18 protein-coding genes and 1 tRNA gene are annotated in these 16,090 nt (G+C 67.6%); 6 read left to right on the forward strand and 13 right to left on the reverse strand.

Going from position 1 to position 16,090, the window contains the following annotated elements:
• Positions 1-5: 5 nt before the first annotated feature.
• Positions 6-1,613, reverse strand: coding sequence for a carboxyl transferase domain-containing protein (locus tag ACW17W_RS09490; RefSeq protein WP_492076624.1), 1,608 nt, complete (start codon positions 1,611-1,613; stop codon positions 6-8).
• A gap of 78 nt (positions 1,614-1,691) precedes the next feature.
• Here ACW17W_RS09490 and ACW17W_RS09495 point away from each other — a divergent pair, with 78 nt between their 5' ends.
• From ACW17W_RS09495 to ACW17W_RS09505, 3 genes are all read left to right on the forward strand, one after another.
• Positions 1,692-2,129 (forward strand): HIT family protein, encoded by a 438-nt coding sequence (locus tag ACW17W_RS09495; protein WP_492076625.1) that lies wholly within the window; start codon positions 1,692-1,694, stop codon positions 2,127-2,129.
• A gap of 49 nt (positions 2,130-2,178) precedes the next feature.
• Positions 2,179-2,254: transfer RNA gene (locus ACW17W_RS09500), tRNA-Thr, on the forward strand.
• A gap of 37 nt (positions 2,255-2,291) precedes the next feature.
• The gene (locus ACW17W_RS09505; protein ID WP_492076626.1) at positions 2,292-2,924 is read left to right on the forward strand and encodes a TetR/AcrR family transcriptional regulator; all 633 of its coding nucleotides are present in this window, start codon (positions 2,292-2,294) and stop codon (positions 2,922-2,924) included.
• On the opposite strand, the gene ACW17W_RS09510 is transcribed toward ACW17W_RS09505, so the two are convergent.
• The 3 genes from ACW17W_RS09510 to ACW17W_RS09520 all read right to left on the reverse strand — a co-directional run bounded on the left by ACW17W_RS09510 (position 2,921) and on the right by ACW17W_RS09520 (position 6,047).
• The gene (locus tag ACW17W_RS09510) at positions 2,921-3,691 is read right to left on the reverse strand and encodes a prepilin peptidase (protein ID WP_492076627.1); all 771 of its coding nucleotides are present in this window, start codon (positions 3,689-3,691) and stop codon (positions 2,921-2,923) included. The two genes, ACW17W_RS09505 and ACW17W_RS09510, sit on opposite strands and share 4 nt — an antisense overlap.
• Positions 3,692-3,872: 181 nt before the next feature.
• Positions 3,873-5,771: a ferrous iron transporter B gene (feoB, locus tag ACW17W_RS09515; protein ID WP_492076628.1), complete on the reverse strand. Its 1,899-nt coding sequence runs from the start codon at positions 5,769-5,771 to the stop codon at positions 3,873-3,875.
• Positions 5,772-6,047 (reverse strand): FeoA family protein, encoded by a 276-nt coding sequence (locus ACW17W_RS09520; RefSeq protein WP_492076629.1) that lies wholly within the window; start codon positions 6,045-6,047, stop codon positions 5,772-5,774. It abuts the gene before it with no gap.
• Between the two features lie 176 nt (positions 6,048-6,223).
• Here ACW17W_RS09520 and ACW17W_RS09525 point away from each other — a divergent pair, with 176 nt between their 5' ends.
• Complete coding sequence (locus ACW17W_RS09525) at positions 6,224-6,706, forward strand: c-type cytochrome (RefSeq protein ID WP_492076630.1); 483 nt, start codon at positions 6,224-6,226, stop codon at positions 6,704-6,706.
• A 1-nt stretch (position 6,707) separates the two neighbouring features.
• Here ACW17W_RS09525 and ACW17W_RS09530 read toward each other — a convergent pair whose 3' ends face one another.
• Positions 6,708-7,520, reverse strand: a complete 813-nt coding sequence (locus ACW17W_RS09530; protein WP_492076631.1) for a hypothetical protein — start codon at positions 7,518-7,520, stop codon at positions 6,708-6,710.
• Positions 7,520-8,284: a class II aldolase/adducin family protein gene (locus tag ACW17W_RS09535; RefSeq protein WP_492076632.1), complete on the reverse strand. Its 765-nt coding sequence runs from the start codon at positions 8,282-8,284 to the stop codon at positions 7,520-7,522. The genes ACW17W_RS09530 and ACW17W_RS09535 overlap by 1 nt, the downstream gene beginning before the upstream one ends.
• Before the next feature lie 175 nt (positions 8,285-8,459).
• Here ACW17W_RS09535 and ACW17W_RS09540 point away from each other — a divergent pair, with 175 nt between their 5' ends.
• A complete protein-coding gene (locus tag ACW17W_RS09540) occupies positions 8,460-9,614 on the forward strand; it encodes a DUF2336 domain-containing protein (protein WP_492076633.1) in 1,155 nt (384 codons plus the stop codon).
• Positions 9,615-9,645: 31 nt separating this feature from the next.
• Positions 9,646-10,422, forward strand: coding sequence for an NAD kinase (locus ACW17W_RS09545; RefSeq protein WP_492076634.1), 777 nt, complete (start codon positions 9,646-9,648; stop codon positions 10,420-10,422).
• 7 nt (positions 10,423-10,429) lie between these two features.
• On the opposite strand, the gene ACW17W_RS09550 is transcribed toward ACW17W_RS09545, so the two are convergent.
• From ACW17W_RS09550 to pyrE, 7 genes are read right to left on the reverse strand one after another with little or no spacing between them, the layout of a single operon-like run.
• Positions 10,430-11,695 carry a serine hydrolase domain-containing protein gene (locus ACW17W_RS09550; protein ID WP_492076635.1) on the reverse strand — a complete coding sequence of 422 codons (1,266 nt, stop codon included), beginning with the start codon at positions 11,693-11,695 and terminating at the stop codon, positions 10,430-10,432.
• Between the two features lie 4 nt (positions 11,696-11,699).
• Positions 11,700-12,659 carry a GTPase Era gene (era, locus tag ACW17W_RS09555; protein ID WP_492076636.1) on the reverse strand — a complete coding sequence of 320 codons (960 nt, stop codon included), beginning with the start codon at positions 12,657-12,659 and terminating at the stop codon, positions 11,700-11,702.
• Positions 12,656-13,360, reverse strand: coding sequence for a ribonuclease III (rnc, locus tag ACW17W_RS09560; protein ID WP_492076637.1), 705 nt, complete (start codon positions 13,358-13,360; stop codon positions 12,656-12,658). Before rnc ends, era begins: the two co-directional genes overlap by 4 nt.
• Positions 13,360-14,268 (reverse strand): signal peptidase I, encoded by a 909-nt coding sequence (gene lepB, locus ACW17W_RS09565; RefSeq protein WP_492076638.1) that lies wholly within the window; start codon positions 14,266-14,268, stop codon positions 13,360-13,362. The genes rnc and lepB overlap by 1 nt, the downstream gene beginning before the upstream one ends.
• A gap of 58 nt (positions 14,269-14,326) precedes the next feature.
• Positions 14,327-14,728 (reverse strand): holo-ACP synthase, encoded by a 402-nt coding sequence (gene acpS, locus ACW17W_RS09570; protein ID WP_492076639.1) that lies wholly within the window; start codon positions 14,726-14,728, stop codon positions 14,327-14,329.
• A complete protein-coding gene (locus ACW17W_RS09575; protein ID WP_492076640.1) occupies positions 14,725-15,489 on the reverse strand; it encodes a pyridoxine 5'-phosphate synthase in 765 nt (254 codons plus the stop codon). Before ACW17W_RS09575 ends, acpS begins: the two co-directional genes overlap by 4 nt.
• Before the next feature lie 4 nt (positions 15,490-15,493).
• On the reverse strand, positions 15,494-16,084 hold the full coding sequence (pyrE, locus tag ACW17W_RS09580) for an orotate phosphoribosyltransferase (protein ID WP_492076641.1): 591 nt from the start codon (positions 16,082-16,084) through the stop codon (positions 15,494-15,496).
• Positions 16,085-16,090: the final 6 nt, after the last annotated feature.

The following is a 16,090-nucleotide window of genomic DNA, read 5'->3' on the forward strand; positions in this document are numbered from 1 at the left end:
TCCAGTTACATCCGGAACACGCCGAAGGTCGTGTCCTCTATCGGGGCGTTCAAACTCGCCGAGATCGCCAGGCCAAGCACGTCGCGCGTCTGGACCGGGTCGATGACGCCGTCGTCCCACAAACGCGCGGTGGCGTAGTACGGGTTGCCCTCGTCCTCGTATTTCTGCCGCACGGGGGCCTTGAAGGCCTCGGCTTCTTCAGCCGACCAGGTTTCAGCATCGCGGTGGACCGTGGCCAGCACCGAGGCGGCCTGTTCGCCACCCATCACGCCGATCCGGCTGTTGGGCCAGGTGAACAGGAAGCGCGGCGAATAGGCCCGGCCGCACATGCCATAGTTGCCTGCGCCGAAACTGCCGCCGATCAGGACGGTGAATTTGGGGACCTCGGCGCTCGCCACGGCCGTGACCATCTTGGCCCCGTGCTTGGCGATGCCCTCGGCCTCGTATTTCCCGCCGACCATAAAGCCGGAGATGTTCTGCAGGAAGACCAGCGGGATCTTCCGCTTGCAGGCCAGTTCGATGAAATGCGCGCCCTTCTGCGCGCTCTCGCTGAACAGCACCCCGTTGTTCGCCAGGATGGCGACGGGATAGCCCCAGATGCGCGCGAAGCCGCACACGAGGGTCGCCCCATAGTCCCGTTTGAACTCCTCGAACTCGGACCCGTCCACGACCCGGGCGATGACCTCGCGCACGTCATAGGGGGCGCGCACGTCGTCGGGGATAATCCCGTACAGATCCGCCGCGTCCAGTGCCGGGGCGCGCGGCTCGCGCACGTCCAGATCGACCCGTTTGACGCTGTTCAGATGGCCGACGATGTCGCGGACGATCTCCAGCGCATGCTCGTCGTTCTCGGCGACATAGTCGACTACGCCGGACCTCCGGCTGTGCGTCTCGGCCCCGCCCAGATCCTCGGCCGAGATGATCTCGCCGGTCGCGGCCTTCACCAGCGGCGGCCCGGCCAGGAAGATGGTGCCCTGGTTGCGCACGATCACCGTCTCGTCCGACATGGCCGGCACATAGGCGCCGCCGGCGGTGCACGACCCCATGACGCAGGCGATCTGCGGGATGTTGCGCGCGCTCATCCGCGCCTGGTTGAAGAAGATGCGGCCGAAATGGTCACGGTCCGGAAAGACCTCGGCCTGGTGCGGCAGGTTCGCCCCGCCGCTGTCGACCAGATAGACGCACGGCAGGTTGTTCTGTTCGGCGATCTCCTGCGCCCTCAGGTGTTTCTTCACCGTCAGGGGAAAATAGGCGCCGCCCTTCACCGTCGGGTCGTTGGCGACGATCATGACCTCGCGCCCCGACACCCGCCCGACGCCGCAGATCATCCCCGCGCCCGGCGCCCCCTCGGGATCATCCTTCGTCCCATACATGCCGTTGGCCGCCAGCTGCCCGATCTCGAGAAACGGCGACCCGGGGTCCAGCAGCCGCTCGACCCGGTCGCGCGGCAGCAGCTTGCCCCGGGAAACATGGCGTTCACGCGAGGCCGAAGACCCGCCCAGCGCGGCCCTGGCCACCTTCTCGCGCAGGTCGGCGACCAGCGCCTCGTTGTGCGCCTTCAGGGCCCTGAAGGCGGCGCTCGACGGATCAACGGTGCTGGTCAGCTTCGGCATGACCGAGGGTTTAGGAGGGAAACCGTCGCCTGGCAAAGCCCGTCTCTGCTAGGCTCGACCCGACAGAGGAGACCGCCCATGAGCCTGACCGGCGCCTACGACCCCGCCAACATCTTCGCCAAAATCCTGCGTGGGGAAATTCCTGCCGCCAGGGTGTGGGAAGACGACAACATCCTGGCCTTCATGGACGTGTTTCCCCAATCCGAGGGGCATGTTCTGGTCATCCACAAGACCTCGACGGCGCAGAACCTGCTGGACATCGCGCCTGAACACCTCGCCCAGTTGACGGCGGCCGTCCAGCGCACGGCGCTGGCGGTGACCCGGGCCCTGTCGCCCGAAGGCTTCTCGATCATGCAGTTCAACGGCGAGGCCGGCGGCCAGACCGTCTTCCACCTGCATTTCCACGTGATTCCCCGCTGGTCCGACCGCGCGCTGAAGGGCCACGGCCATGCGCCGATGGCCGATGCGGATGCATTGAAAGCACTGGCTGCACGGATCGCAGCGGCGCTTGAGTAGACCAAGCCCCTTGCCCCGCGCGCCGGACGCCAGCATAAGCGCCCGGAAAGCCGGCTTAGCTCAGTTGGTAGAGCGCCAGTTTTGTAAACTGGATGTCGCGGGTTCGATTCCTGCAGCCGGCACCACCACCCCTCTGCGGCGCTCCCCGGGCCTGAGAGAACGATGCCTGCGAGCACGACCAACAAGCTGGGACACCGGATCGGCGCGCGCGGCGGCCGCACCCGCTCGGCCATTCTGGGCGCCAGCCGGGCCTTGCTGGACCGCAAACATCTGGGTGAGATCCGGGTGGCGGACGTGGCGGCCCATGCGGGCGTGTCGCCTTCCAACTTTTACACCTATTTCAAAACCGTAGAAGAGACAGTTCTGGCGCTGTGCGACATCGCCGCCGCCGATTTCCAGCCTTTGGCGGCCCAGCTGGACGGCGACTGGTCGGGCGACGGCGCCTTCCGAATCGCCCGCGGCTATGTCGTCGATGTCCTGCTGCAATGGCGCGAGCACGGGCCGGTGCTGCGCATCGAACATATGCTGGCCGACAAGGGCGAGCCGGGCTTCGTCGAAAGCCGTATCCGGCGGCTCCGTCGCGTCCACCTTGCGCTGGAACGGCGCATCGCCCGCGCCCACGCCACAGGTTATCATGCGCCGGGCCTCGATCCCCGCCTGACCTCCTATCAGGTGGCCAGTCTGGTCGAATCGGCCGCCGACGGCTTCGAACTGCTGAAACGCGGCGACACCCCGGCTGACGCCGTCATAGACACCACGGCCCATATCGTCGCCAAGCTGGTGACCGGGCGCTAGAGCCCCAGCGGCCCCCACAGCCAGGTCAGCCAGATCCCGACCGCCAGAAACGTCCCGAACGGCAGGCGATCCGTCCCGCTGACCGGCCGTCTCAGGATCAGCCGCGCCAGCACCAGACTGAACCCGCAGGCGCAGGCCCACAGCATGACGCTGGGCAGACCCGGCCAGCCGACCCAGGCCCCCGCCCCGGCCATCAGGAACGGATCGCCGCCGCCCAGTCCCTCGCGCCGGCGCACCAGCCGGTACAGGGCTGCAATCCCCCAGAGCAGGCCAAAGCCGACCCCGACGCCGATGATCTGCGACCACGGAACGGCCTGACCCAGAAAGGCCGCCGCCGCCAGCCCGGTAAGCACCAGAGGCCAGGTCAGCACGTCTGGCAGCCAGAAATGCTCGGCGTCGATCAGACCGATCAGCAGCAGTTGCCAGCCCAGCAGGGCCGTCGTCCCTACCGTCCACCAGGACGCGTCCGGATGGGCCAGACCGGCGAGCCCCGACCAGACGCCGATCCCTCCAGCCGCCAGTTCAATCAGGATATAGCGCGGCGAGATCGCCGCCCGGCACCAGCCGCAGCGGCCGCGAAGGATTAGCCAGCTGAGCACCGGAACCATATGCCAGGGCGCCAGCGACCGCTGGCAGCTCATGCAGTGCGATCGGGCGAAGACCACGTCCTCGTCCCGCGGAAGCCTGACCGAAACGGCAGCCAGAAAACTGCCGATGATCAGGCCCAGCAAACCCGTGACGGCGACGACGAAGACGGTGGCGGGCATTGGCGGCAGAGCCCCTGTCTGGTCCTGCAGCTCGCCGCCCTCGCTTCAATCCCGTCGTCCTCGGGCTTGACCCGAGGATCGGGTGCAGTTCGGAATCTGTGCGTCAAAGTCGTCGCACAGGCGGCGGATCGTCCGACCCTCGGGTCAAGCCCGAGGGTGACGGACTGTTGAGAACACCGCTCTAGCCCCCGATCCCGCCTCCGCCAAGGGCGAGCGCCGTATGATAGGTCGCCAGCGACGCCAGATAGGCCAGGGCGAACATATAGACGACCATGACCCACATCCATTTCCAGCTGTTCAGCTCGCGCTTCACAACGCCGAGCGTCGCCACGCACTGGGGCGCGAAGACATACCAGGCCAGGAAGCTGAGTCCCGTCGCCAGCGACCATTGCGACGCCAGGGTCGCGCCCAGCAGACTGCCCGCGCTCTCGGCGTCGGCGATCGAATAGACGGTGCCCAGGGCCGCGACCGCCACCTCGCGCGCCGCCATCCCGGGGATCAGGGCGATGACCATCTGCCAGTTGAAGCCGATCGGGCGGAAGACGGGCTCCAGCGCATGGCCGATCATGCCGGCGAAGGAATAGTCGATGGCCGGACGCGTTGCGCCCTCGGGGGGATAGGGGAAGGTCGACAACACCCAGACGATGATCATCAACGGCAGAATGATGCGCGCCGCCCGCTCGATGAAGATCCTGGCCCGTAACCACAGGTTGAAGCCGACGCTTCGCAGGTCGGGCATCTTGTAGGTCGGCAGTTCCATCATGAACGGTTCGACCGCCCCCCTCCAGAACACCTTTCGGATGACGAAGGACACAAGCAGCGCGCTGACGATGCCGGCGGCATAGAGGCCGAACATGACCAGTCCCTGCAGGCTGGCGAAGCCCCAGACCGTCTGCTGCGGAATGAAGGCGCCGATGATCAGCACATAGACCGGGATGCGCGCCGAACAGGTCATCAACGGCGCCACCATGATGGTGGTCAGCCGGTCGCGCCGGGCGTCGATCACCCGGGCGGCCATCACGCCCGGTATGGCGCAGGCGAAGCTGGACAACAGGGGGATGAAGGCCCGGCCGTGCAGGCCCGCGCCGCCCATGATGCGGTCCATCAGGAAGGCAGCCCGGGCCATATAGCCGAAGTCTTCCAGCAGGATGATGAAGGCGAACAGGATGACGATCTGCGGCAGGAAGACCAGCACCCCGCCCACGCCCGCGATCAGACCGTCGACGATCAGGCTCTCCACCAGCGGCCAGGCGGCGCCTGTGTCAGGCACGATCGCCGCCACGCCGGACCCCAGCAGGCCGAAGCCCGCCTCGATCGCATCCATCGCCGGGGTGGCCCAGGCGAAGACGGCCTGGAACATGACGAACAGCAGGGCCATCAGGATCAGCAGACCGGCCACGGGATGCAGCAGGACGGCGTCCACCTTGCCGGTCAGGGTGTCGGGCCGCTCGGGCGGACGGACGCAGGCGCGCATGATCCGTTCGGCCTGACGATGGGCCAGGCGAATGGCGGCGGCGTCGGGCGCCTGCCACTGGCCTTCGCCCGTTGTTGAGGTCGCCGGCGTCGCGGCCTCGACCGCCGCGACCAGATCCTCGATGCCCCGCCGGCGCGTCGCCGTGGTGGTGACGACCGGCACCCCCAGTTCGGCCTGAAGCGCCTCCAGATCGATGCGCAACCCCTGCCGCTGGGCGATGTCGTACATGTTGAGCGCGAGCACCATCGGCCGCCCGACCTGTTTCAGCTCCAGCACGAGCCTGAGCACCAGCCGCAAATTGGTCGCGTCGGCCACGCAGATCAGCGCGTCCGGGGCCGCCTCGCCCGCCAGCCGCCCCAGAATGGCGTCGCGCGTGACCTCCTCGTCAGGGCTGCGGGCGCGCAGGGAATAGGTGCCGGGCAGGTCCAGCACAGACATCGACCGGCCGGAGGTGGCGCGGACGAGGCCCTCCTTCCGCTCCACCGTGACGCCCGCGTAGTTGGCGACCTTCTGGTGGGCGCCGGTCAGGGCGTTGAACAGGGCGGTCTTGCCGCTGTTGGGATTTCCGACCAGGGCGATCCGGGCCGAGCGCAGGGCGACGTCCATCTATTCCGCCGCCTCGGCGAACAATTCGACGGTCAGGCTTGCGGCTTCCCGACGCCGCAGGGCCACACGCATGTCATCGACCCTGAGCGCGATGGGATCGCGACCGAACAGGCCTTCGTGGATCAGCTCGATCCGCGCGCCCTCGACAAAACCCAGCTCCAGCAGGCGGCGCTCCAGCTCGATCGCCTCGGCCTTGTGGTGGCAGTGCGCCCCGACGCCGGTGATGACGCCGCGATCCCCGATCCGGGCCTCGCTCAGGCTTATGGTTCTGGACATTCAACATACACTCGTGCGGGCGGCTCGCCTGTCGGATGGCCATCCCCGTTTGTGTGAGTGATTATCAGGTGCGACAGGCAAAGGTCCATAGGGCGTCGCCTCTCTATGGTCGCAGCCGACGCCGATTGCGTCGGCCGGCCGTTGCGGTATCAGACTGCGGGCAGCGGGAGTGAACCATGCGACGTTTGACGGGACTGGCGATCGGCGGACTGATTCTGGGTCTGACGGCCTGTGGCGAGGCCGAACCGTCCGCCGCAGCGCCGCCTGTACCTGAACTGACCGAGGCCCAGCGCGCGACGATGCTGGCCGCCCTGCCTGCCCCCTACAACCAGGCGAATCTGGAAAATGGCCGCGCCGCCTTCGCCCGCTGCCGCTCGTGCCATACGATCACGCCGGGCGGCCCCAATATGACAGGCCCCAACCTGTCCGGCGTCATCGGGCGGCCGGCGGGCGCCCGTCCCGGCTTCAACTATTCCACCGCCCTGAAGACCGCCGGCTTCGTCTGGGACGGCGACCGCATCGACCACTGGCTCCAGAACCCGCGCACCTTCCTGCCGGGTAACAAGATGACCTTCCCGGGCCTGCCCGACGCTGCGGACCGTCGCGACGTCATCGCCTATCTGGGCGTCGAGGCGGCGGGGCGCCGGCCGGCGATCTGATCTAGAATCGCCGCCAGAGGGCGATCACCGGCCCACTGGCGATCGGCGTCTCGCGCCCGGCCACGGTCCGCCGCCAGCCCGCCTGAAGGCGCCAGTTCCCCAGTCGACGGACGACCGACGATTCGATCGACAGCCAGCGCGCGCCGGGCCGTCCCGCCGCATCCCCGTCAGCCAGGCCGCCGAACGCCTGGGCCAGCAGCATCCAGTCCTCGCCATAGTGGCTGCCCAAGGTGGCATCGATCCGGGTCTCGTCGGGGAGACCGGCGCGAAATCGCCGCGCCGCCTGCAGTTCGATGAATCGCCCGCTCGGCGCCCATCGCCCCTTGCCCGGTCCGAACGACCGGCCGACCGAGGCGCGAACCTCCCAGTCATGATCGCCGACGCCGGGCGCAGCATAGCCGGCGTTGCGGCCTTCGCCGCCAGAGGCATAGCCGCCGTAGAGGCTGAACGCCGCCCTGTCGTCCCGCCAGACCTGCCAGGTCGCGCCGATCTCCAGCGGCCCCCGGCCTTCATAGTCGACAAAGGCGTCGCGCCCATCCTGCCAGTCGCCCTTGAACTGGAGCGTCAGCCGATCGGTGACTCCATATTCGGCAAAGACCCCCGCCGACCGATCCCGCCGCTGCGACAGCAAGGGCCGATCTTCGCCCGAGGGATCGAAGCCCCGATCCGCGCGCAGATCCTCGTATTTGAGAATGGCCTGTCCCTGCCCCCTGGGTTGGGTCCAGGCGCCAGAGACGGCGGGAGTCGCCAGACCGGACATCAGGACGAATGGGGCGACCCGGGCGGCGCGGCGAAGAGACGCCGCGCCCCGCATCAGGCGTCGTAGCCGGGGTTTTTGCGGTCCAGCATCCGCAGCGCCCCAGGCCAGGCGAGGGCCGAGACGTACGAAAGACCCCCGCCCTGCATCCTCGCCTCTTCCTGGGCCTCTTCGGGCGCCAGCAGCACGCCGTCACGACCGGCAGACAGGGCCGCCACCTGCTGGGCGCAGGCGCGTTCGAGAAAGAACATGCCGATCCAGGCCGCCGCCGCCGTCTGACCGACAGCCAACGTCCCATGGTTTTTCAGCAGCATCAGCGATTTGTCGCCGAGATCTGAGACCAGGCGTTCGCGCTCGTCATGGTTCAGCGCGACCCCTTCATAGCCGTGATAGGCGACCTGGTGCTGCAACAGACAGGCATTCTGGCCCAGTGGCAGCAGGCCTTCCTTCTGCGCCGCCACCCCTACGCCGGCCACCGTATGCAGATGGATGACGTAGCGGGCGTCCTCGCGCGCGCCATGCACGGCCGAATGGATGGTGAAACCGGCCGGATTGATGAAGCTCTGGGTGTCCTGAACGATATTGCCGTCCAGATCGACCTTGACCAGCGACGAGGCGGTGATCTCCTCGAAATACCAGCCATAGGGATTGATCAGGAAATGGTGTTCCGGCCCAGGCACACGCGCCGAGATATGGGTAAAGATCATGTCGTCCCAGCCGTGCAGGGCGACCAGCCGGTACAGGGCGGCCAGATCGACGCGGACCTGCCACTCGGCTTCGGATACGCGGGACTTGATGGACTGTGCAGCGCCGTCGGCCATGAACCTCTCCTTTGCCGTCTCTGTGGGCAGCTGGCGCAAGGTTCCGCCTCCCCCGGTTCCACGTCAAGCCGGCGATCGAAATGTTGAGCGGTTCAGGGTTCATTAACCCTGCCTTCACCGGATCGGGCGATCTTGACGATGTTCGTTAGCCCGCCGTTCTGCGCTGGAGCCTGCCTTGGTCGCCGTCTCGATGCCGCAAAGATCGCCCGTTGCGCCGGATGTCCCGCCGTCCGCCGAACTTCTGACCCTCGCAGAAAGCCGCTCGGTCGACGACCGGCAGCGGTTGATGCTGGGCGTGGTGGCCCTCTGCAAGGCCACCCCCCCGACCGAGGGCTGCGCCCCGGTCCTCAGCGATATCTTTCTGACCCTGGCGCGGGACGCCGAGACGCGCATCCGCCAGGCCCTGGCCGAGCAACTGGCCGACGCCGTATGGGCGCCCCGCGCCCTCGTCGACCTGCTGGTCATGGACGAGATCGATATCGCCCGACCGGTGATCGCCCGCAGTCCCCTGCTCCGCGACGAGGATCTGATGCGGATCCTGATCGAGGCGAGCCTCGACCACCAGGTCGAGGTCGCGCGCCGTCCCCATCTCAGCGGTCGCGTGGCGGACGCCATCATCGACGCCGCCCTGCCGGCCCCCATGACCGCCCTCGCCGGCAATGCGACGGCCGAGGTCAGCGAAGCGGGTCTGAAGCGGCTCATCGAGCAGGCGCGTCGCGTGGCGGCCCTCCGGGCGCCGCTGTCGCGTCATCCCGGCCTGAACAGACAACTGGCGCAGGAGCTCTACAATCTGGTCGGTGAGGCGCTCAGGTCCGAACTCCAGACCCGGTTCATTGACACCGGTCCCGCCCTGCCGGCCGCCATTACCGCCGCCATCGAAAGCGCAATGAGCCGGCCTCGTTCGCCGACCATGACTGTCCTGCTCAGTTCCGCAGGCACGGGTCCGGGCGACCGGGACGAGATGGACCGTCGTCTGGTCGACAAGCTCCTGGGCTCCGGGCAGCTGCGCGCCGGCTTTCTGGTCCGCGCCGTTCGGGAAAAGCAGATCGGCCTGTTCGAACACGGCCTGTCGGCGCTCAGCGGGGTGTCTCTGGTGCAAATCCGGCAGGCGGTGCGGCGCCCGGCCCCGGACGCGCTGTATCTGGCCTGCGCCGCCGTCGGCATTGACCGGGCGGTCTTCCCCACCCTGCTGAAGGAACTTCGGGCCCTGAGCGGCGGCCTTCCGGGCTCCGGCGACGACGCGGGCGTGACGGGGCGGACCATGACGCCGGTCGAGGCCGGCTATGCTTTTCGCCTGCTGATGGAAGCGGAAACCGGCCTGCCGGTTTGACTTCGTCGTCCGGCTCGGCTTGCGTAGCGCCATGACCTCCGCCGCCGACCTCGCCCTCGCCTTCACAGCCAGCGACCGGCCCGAGGCCCAGTTCGCCCGGGTGCGGCTGGCCAAACGGTATGGTTCAGTTCCGGTCGAGGAGGCCGACGTCATCGTCGCGCTCGGCGGCGACGGCTTCATGCTGGAGACCCTGCACAGCGATCTCAAGCGTCGAACGCCCGTCTACGGCATGAACCGCGGCTCGGTCGGCTTCCTGATGAACGACTATGAGGATGCCGACCTGCCCGCCCGCATCGCGGCGGCCGGCCGCGCCGTCATTCACCCGCTCCAGATGGACGCCTGGGGCGAGGCCGGCGAGGTCGTCAGCGGACTGGCCATCAATGAGGTCTCCCTGCTCCGCCAGACACGCCAGAGCGCCAAGCTCCGGATCAGCGTCGATGGCAAGGTCCGGCTGGACGAGCTCAGCTGCGACGGCTGTATGGTGGCGACCCCGGCGGGATCCACCGCCTACAACCTCTCGGCCCACGGCCCCATCATCCCCCTGGACAGCAAGGTTCTGGCCCTCACGCCGATCAGCGCCTTCCGTCCCCGACGCTGGCGCGGCGCCCTGCTGCCGCATCAGGCCAGGGTCACGTTCGAGGTGCTGGAGGCCGAGAAGCGACCCGTCAGCGCCGTCGCGGACAATCTGGAAGTCCGGAGGGTGGCGAAGGTGGAGGTGCACGAGCGCCGCGATGTCGCCCTGACCATGCTGTTCGAGGCCGGGCGTTCGTTCGAGGAACGGGTCCTGGCCGAACAGTTCTCGGCCTGAACCTGCGTTAGTTGGCGCCGGCGGGCGTCGCGGCGACGACTGCGGGATCACGGGGCTTCAGGGCGGTCGGGATCGGCCGGCCCAGCACCTCGGCCAGGGCCTGCTGGGTGATCAGCAGGACCTCTTCCCGCTGGTAGTAGCTGTTGGACAGGACGATGACGGTCACATCGCTGTCCGGCTGATACGTCGCCAGGTTGCGGAACCCGGACCAGCTGCCGGTATGATAGATCTGGCGATCGTGGAAGGACGGCTCGACCTCGATGCCCAGCGGCATGATGAACAGTCCATATCCCCACTGGCGCTCGGGCCGGCGGGTGTCCTCCTCCGTGATCGGCGGGGCATGGTCGGCGGTCATCTCGGCATAGGCGGCGGACGAAAGGACCCGCCCGTGGTGCAGGGCCCGCTCCCACTTCAGGAGGTCGTCCAGTGTCGAATAGAGCGCGCCCGCCCCTTCGACGATACTGACGTTCGGCTGGGTCTGGGGGATCAGCCCCTCGCGCAGATTGGCATAGCCCGTGGCGATGGGTCCGCCGTCCGCAGCGATATCGCCCAGACCCGTGTCCTTCATGCCCAGAGGCAGGAAGAAGGTCGCCTGCAGATAGTCGGGATAGGCCACCCCGCTGGCCCGCTCGACGATGTCCGCCGCCAGATTGAACCCGGCGTTGTTGTATCTGATCCTCGTTCCGGCCGGGAACTGAAGCCCAAATGTCTTTGACTCTTCGGTCAATTGACTCAGCGTCGCCGGCGCCACCCGGCGCTCGCCCCAACCCGGGCGCGCCATCAGGTCGGGGATCCCGGACTGGTGTGATATCAGATGGGCGATGGTCATGTCGGCCCAGGCGTCCGGACAGGGCTGGATCCAGGCGCAGACCTTGTCCGACGTCTTCAATCGCCCCTCATCCTGCAGCTTCAGGATGGCGGCGGCGGTGAACTGTTTGCTGATCGAGGCCAGTCGGAAGCGTGTCGTGGGGGTCAGCGCGATTCCGCGCTCCACATCGGCCTGGCCATAGACCTGCCGGAACAGGACCCGGTCGCCCCTCGCGACCAGCACCGCCCCCATGAAATTGGCCGGATTGGCGTCCAGCCGCGCCTTGAGAAGCGGCAGGGTCTCGACCACGCGGATCGGGACGGCGCCTGAGGCCGCGTCGGGCCCGGCCTGGCTGGCCGTCGCCTTGGCCCTGTCCGCCCGCAACAGGGCGGCGCCGCCGAACCCTCCCGCGATGAAGGCGGCGGCCGCCAGCCCCGCAAAGATGCCGTGACGAAGCCCCTTCATCGCATCAGACGTCGTAGTCCAGGCCGAACTGGGCGTAGAGCGCCCGGCTGTCCTGCCAGCGCGGATCGACCTTGACCGTCAGGAACAGATGCACCGGCCGGTCCAGCAGTTCGGTCAGTTCCTCGCGCGACTTCTGCCCGATCCATTTCAGCGTCTGGCCGCCCTTGCCCAGTACGATCGGCCTCTGGCTCTCGCGCTCGACATAGATGGTCTGTTCGATCCGGGCCGATCCGTCGCCCTTTTCGTCAAAGGCCGTGGTCTCCACCGCCGCCGAATAGGGCAGTTCCTCATGGACCCTCAGATAGACCTTCTCGCGGGTGATCTCGGCCGCCAGGACCCGCATCGGCACATCGGCCGACTGATCCTCGGGATAGAGCCAGGGCCCCTTTGGCATGGCCAGGGCCAGCCGGGTCTTCAGGTCCTCGACGCCGTCCCCGCTGAGGGCCGAAATCATGAAGACCTCTGAATAGACTCCGGTCTCGAACAGGGCGTGCGACAGGGCCAGCAGGGTGTCACGGCGCATGCCGTCGATCTTGTTGAGGGCCAGGATGACCTTCGTCCCCGACGCTTTCAGGTTGGCGATGATGGTCTCGGTGTCCTCGGCCGACTTGCGGTCGGCGGCCGAACCGTCCCGGCCCTCCGAGGCGATGTGGGACGCGGCGTCCACCAGATGCACCACGATATCGGCGTCCGCCGCCCCGGCCCAGGCCGAGGCGACCATGGCGCGATCCAGCCGTCGACGCGGTGTGAAAACGCCGGGGGTGTCCACCAGCACGATCTGGGCATGGTCCGACATGGCGATGCCGCGCACCGGAAAGCGCGTCGTCTGCACCTTCTGCGTCACGATGGAGACCTTGGTCCCGGTCAGGCGGTTGACCAGGGTCGACTTGCCCGCATTGGGCGCGCCGATGATGGCGGCGAAGCCGGCCTTCTGGTCTTCCACCCTGATTTCAGTATCGGTCAAATGACGCCTTCCCGTTTCAACATGGCGGTCGCAGCCGCCTTTTCTGCATCCTGCCGCGAACGGCCGTCTTCTGTCACCGGCTCGACGCCCTCGACCGAAACCTCGACGGTAAAGGTCGGGGCATGCGATGACCCGGTCTGGCGGATCACGCGATAGGCGGGCAAGGGCCGTCCGGCCTTTTGCGCCCATTCCTGCAGGGCCGCCTTGACGTTGCTGGTCGCATGGGTCGGCGGCGGCTTGGCCAGTTCGTCCCGCCAGGCCGAGGCGAACACCCGTCCGGCGCCGTCCATCCCGCCGTCAAGATAGGCGGCCGCCAGAATGGCCTCCATGACGTCGGCCAGTACGCTGTCGTTCTTGCGCAGACCCGCCTGGGTCTCGCCGCCGTCCATCCGCATCGCCGGCCCCACCCCGACCGTGCGGGCGACCCGGGCGCAGGCGGAGCGATCGACCAGAACCTGGAAATGCCGGTTCAGTTCGCTCTCGGTCGCCGCCGGCCAGGCGTCGAACAGATGTCTGGCCGTCAGCAGACCCAGAACCCGGTCGCCCAGAAACTCCAGCCGCTCATAGTTTCCCAGAGGACGCACCGCCCCCTGTTCCGCACTGATGTGGGTCAGGGCGCGCTCCAGCAGGGCGGGATCCCTGAAGTCGTAGTCGAGCCGGAGGACCAGTTCGGCCACCGCCCCGGCGCGACCCTTCTTCATCAGTCCAGAATTCGGAAGAAGCGGCTCAGCCGGATCTTGGCGAACCAGCTGACCGGATTGATCAGCGACGCCCCCGGCTCCCACGAGAACATGATGATCTGGGCCTTGCCGACCAGATTCTGGGCCGGCACCAGACCGACGCCCGACGACTGTTCAACCCGGCTGTCGATCGAGTTGTCGCGGTTGTCGCCCATCATGAAATAGTGGCCCTCAGGCACGCTATAGACCGGGGTCTCGTCCAGATCGCCGCCCGGACCGAAGTCCTGGGTCATGAAGGTTCTGCCGTTCGGCAGGGTCTCGCGAACCTGAACCGCCGTGCGCGGACCGAACATATCGGCCACCTCGGTGCTGCGCACGACGGCGTCCTCGACCGGCTGACCGTTGATATAGAGTTTGTTGGCGATCATCTGCACCGTGTCGCCGGGCAGGCCGATCACGCGTTTGATGTAGTCCGTCTTGTCGTCGCGCGGCAGTTTGAAGACCACGATGTCGCCGCGTTCCGGGGCCCGGCCGAAGATGCGGCCCTCGCCGACGGGCAGATTGACCGGAAGGCCGCTGGAGAATTTGGAATAGCCGTACGACCATTTGGACACGACGATATAGTCGCCCTCATAGAGGTTCGGCTCCATCGAGGCCGACGGGATGGTGAAGGGCTGGAACAGCATCACGCGCAGCACAAAGGCGATCAGCAGGGCGAAGACGACCGTCTTGATGATCTCCATCGTCTCGCTGCCGGCCGAACGGGGTTCGGGATCGTCCTTCACGCGAGCAGCCTTGGGGATCGCCTTTTCACGGGGGCCATCGTCAAACGGCGCATCACCCTGATCGCTCCAGATCGGGCGGCGGCTGTCGGAGGTGGTCGCACCCTGCGCACTCTCGGCGCCGGTGGGTGTCTTGTCGTCGCTCATACGTGGAAATGCCCGTCCCCGCCTGATTGGCGGCCTGTTTCGCCGCACTATAGACTGATTACGACAGCGGCAAGGCCTCGATCACCACGAAGGCGAGTGCATAGGGATGCTCGTCGCTCAGGGTCAGGTGTATCCTCGCCTCATGGCCGGCGGGCGTCAGGTGTTTCAGGCGCCCGGCCGCCGGCCCCGTCAGGGCCAGGGTCGGCTGGCCCGACCGCAGGTTCACCACCCCCATGTCCTTCCAGTAGACGTCGCGCCGCATGCCGGTGCCCAGCGCCTTGGCGCAGGCTTCCTTGGCCGCAAACCGCTTGGCGTAGCTCCAGGCGGCGTCCGGCTTGCGCTCCGACCGCTCGCGCTCGATCTCGGTAAAGCAGCGCTGTTTGAACCGGTCGCCGAACCGGTCGATCGAGCTCTGGATGCGGCGGATGTCGGACAGGTCCGCCCCCACGCCGATGATCACGCCTCCGGCTCCGCCCGCGCGGCGTCCATCAGGGCCCGCATCCGGGCGATGGCGGCGCCCAGGCCGACGAAGATCGCCTCGCCGATCAGGAAATGGCCGATATTCAGTTCCGCCACCTGCGGGATGGCGGCGATCGGCGCGACCGTCTCATAGTCGATGCCGTGGCCCGCATGGACTTCCAGTCCCAGGGCGGCGGCTTGCGCGGCCCCGGCCCTGAGCGCCGCCAGTTCCTGAGCCGCGACCTCGTCCTGTCCCTCGCGTACGGCGTCGCAGAAGGCGCCCGTGTGCAGTTCGACCACGGCCGCCCCAGAGCGGTGGGCGGCAGCGATCTGCTCCGGATCGGCCCCGATGAACACAGAGACACGGCATCCGGCCTCGGTCAGCCTGCCGACAAAGGGCGTGATCCAGTTGTGGCCCCCGACCACATCCAGCCCGCCCTCGGTTGTGCGCTCCTCGCGCTTCTCGGGCACCAGACAGACCGCGTGCGGCCGGTGATGCAGGGCAATGGCCAGCATCTCCTGCGTCACCGCCATCTCGAGATTGAGCGGCCGGGCCTGATCCCGCAGCAGAGCCGACAGCCTGTCGATGTCGCCGTCGGAAATATGCCTCCGGTCCTCGCGCAGGTGGGCGGTGATGCCGTCGGCCCCCGCGTCCAGCGCCTCCCGCGCCGCCCGCACCGGGTCGGGATACAGGCCGCCGCGCGCATTCCGCACGGTCGCCACATGGTCGATGTTGACGCCGAGCCGCAGAGGAAGGGTCATACGATCAGACCCCGACCGACAACCGCCGGCTGCCCGGATCCTCGACCGGCAGGGCGGCCAGTTCGGGCGGCAGGGCGTCGGCGGGGTATGCCGGCACGTCCAGCGTGGCGAGAGCAATCAGGGGCACGCCGACGTCGGCGCGCCCGCCCGAGCGATCGACGATACAGGCGGCGGCCACGACCGTTCCGCCCGCCTTCTCGATCGCGGCGATGCACTCGCGCGACGACAGGCCTGTGGTCACGATATCCTCGACCATGACGACCCGCTCGCCCGGCTCGACATGGAAGCCGCGCCGCAATTTGAACTCTCCGCCCTCGCGCTCGACATACATGGAGCGCACGCCGAGGTGTCTGGCCGTCTCATAGCCGGGGATGATCCCCCCCACGGCCGGAGAGATGGCGACATCGACCGGCCCGACCGCCGCGATCACCTTTTCCGCCAGGGCCTTGCACAGACGCGCGCAGCGTTCGCCGTCCATGAACACCAGGTTTTTTTGCAGAAACACCGGACTGTGCAGCCCGGAGGACAGCACGAAATGGCCTTCGCGCAGGGCGCCGGCGCCGCGAAACTCGTCAAGAACGTCATCTGAGGTCATGCAGAC

Source organism: Brevundimonas sp. FV1ye29L, from assembly GCF_058681095.1.

What these genes read in the sequence shown, in the direction of transcription:
- ACW17W_RS09495 (WP_492076625.1), top strand. Translation starts at nt 1,692, where the DNA reads ATGAGCCTGACCGGCGCCTACGACCCCGCCAACATCTTCGCCAAAATC.
- feoB (WP_492076628.1), bottom strand. Translation starts at nt 5,771, where the DNA reads ATGGACGTCGCCCTGCGCTCGGCCCGGATCGCCCTGGTCGGAAATCCC.
- ACW17W_RS09525 (WP_492076630.1), top strand. Translation starts at nt 6,224, where the DNA reads ATGCGACGTTTGACGGGACTGGCGATCGGCGGACTGATTCTGGGTCTG.
- ACW17W_RS09505 (WP_492076626.1), top strand. Translation starts at nt 2,292, where the DNA reads ATGCCTGCGAGCACGACCAACAAGCTGGGACACCGGATCGGCGCGCGC.
- rnc (WP_492076637.1), bottom strand. Translation starts at nt 13,360, where the DNA reads ATGAAGAAGGGTCGCGCCGGGGCGGTGGCCGAACTGGTCCTCCGGCTC.
- lepB (WP_492076638.1), bottom strand. Translation starts at nt 14,268, where the DNA reads ATGAGCGACGACAAGACACCCACCGGCGCCGAGAGTGCGCAGGGTGCG.
- ACW17W_RS09535 (WP_492076632.1), bottom strand. Translation starts at nt 8,284, where the DNA reads ATGGCCGACGGCGCTGCACAGTCCATCAAGTCCCGCGTATCCGAAGCC.
- ACW17W_RS09545 (WP_492076634.1), top strand. Translation starts at nt 9,646, where the DNA reads ATGACCTCCGCCGCCGACCTCGCCCTCGCCTTCACAGCCAGCGACCGG.
- ACW17W_RS09510 (WP_492076627.1), bottom strand. Translation starts at nt 3,691, where the DNA reads ATGCCCGCCACCGTCTTCGTCGTCGCCGTCACGGGTTTGCTGGGCCTG.
- ACW17W_RS09575 (WP_492076640.1), bottom strand. Translation starts at nt 15,489, where the DNA reads ATGACCCTTCCTCTGCGGCTCGGCGTCAACATCGACCATGTGGCGACC.
- ACW17W_RS09530 (WP_492076631.1), bottom strand. Translation starts at nt 7,520, where the DNA reads ATGCGGGGCGCGGCGTCTCTTCGCCGCGCCGCCCGGGTCGCCCCATTC.
- pyrE (WP_492076641.1), bottom strand. Translation starts at nt 16,084, where the DNA reads ATGACCTCAGATGACGTTCTTGACGAGTTTCGCGGCGCCGGCGCCCTG.
- ACW17W_RS09550 (WP_492076635.1), bottom strand. Translation starts at nt 11,695, where the DNA reads ATGAAGGGGCTTCGTCACGGCATCTTTGCGGGGCTGGCGGCCGCCGCC.
- ACW17W_RS09520 (WP_492076629.1), bottom strand. Translation starts at nt 6,047, where the DNA reads ATGTCCAGAACCATAAGCCTGAGCGAGGCCCGGATCGGGGATCGCGGC.
- ACW17W_RS09490 (WP_492076624.1), bottom strand. Translation starts at nt 1,613, where the DNA reads ATGCCGAAGCTGACCAGCACCGTTGATCCGTCGAGCGCCGCCTTCAGG.